The 855-nt window shown below is 59.9% G+C and carries 1 pseudogene; it reads right to left on the reverse strand.

Features of this window, described 5'->3' with window-relative positions:
- Positions 1–782, reverse strand: a pseudogene (locus tag V2I08_RS20690) (IS5 family transposase).
- Between the last annotated feature and the right edge of the window lie 73 nt (positions 783–855).

Consider the following 855-nt stretch of genomic DNA (forward strand, 5'->3'; position numbering starts at 1 on the left):
CTAGGCCGCGTTGACAAAAGACTTCAGCCATAGCCGTGCAGCGGCGAGGTTGAGGAAGCTTTCGAACGACAGGACGGTTTTGTCATAGCGGGTGGCGATGCGGCGTTGTTGCTTCAACTTGCCGAACATTCGCTCAATGCGGTTGCGATCCTTGTAGCGCCGATAGTCGGGATGGACCGGCACTTTCCGGTTCGACCGGGGTGGGATGATCGGCAAAATGCCGCGCATGAGCAGGTTTTCGCGGAACCGGTCGCCATCGTAACCCTTGTCGGCCAGCAATGCCTTGGGTTTGGGCAACGGCAGGGCCATCAGTTCATCTACGGCAGCGTAATCTGAAGCCTCGCCGCCAGTCAGGATGAACCCGATAGGCAGTCCTTGATTGTCGCAGCGGGCGTGGACTTTGCTCGTAAAGCCGCCGCGTGATCGACCAAAAGCCTGCGCAAGAGCCCCCCTTTTCCGCCCACTGCCGAGACATGGCCGCGAACCGTGGTGCTATCGATCATGTGCTGCCAGTCATCGGTCAGGCCCAGATCGACCAGCGTTTGCAACAGCGCATCCCAAACGCCTTGCTCGGCCCAGCGTCGGAACCGCACATAGACAGAGTTCCACTTGCCGTAGCGCTCGTGCATGTCGCGCCAGGGGCAGCCAACCCGCAGCACATGAAGCATGCCGTTGAGAAAACGCCGATTATCGCCAGATGGTCGAGCCCAGCGCCCCCGCTCGGATGGCAGCAGGGGGCCAATCAGTTCCCACTCAGCATCCGACAAGTCCCCACGGTCCATGACTGCTCCTTAAAGAGCAGCCTTGAATCAGAACTCCAGCCCGTTGGGAACCCCTTTTGTCAACACGGGCTAG

It is taken from the genome of Sphingobium sp. MK2 (assembly GCF_040170545.1).
Taxonomy (GTDB): Bacteria; Pseudomonadota; Alphaproteobacteria; order Sphingomonadales; family Sphingomonadaceae; genus Sphingobium.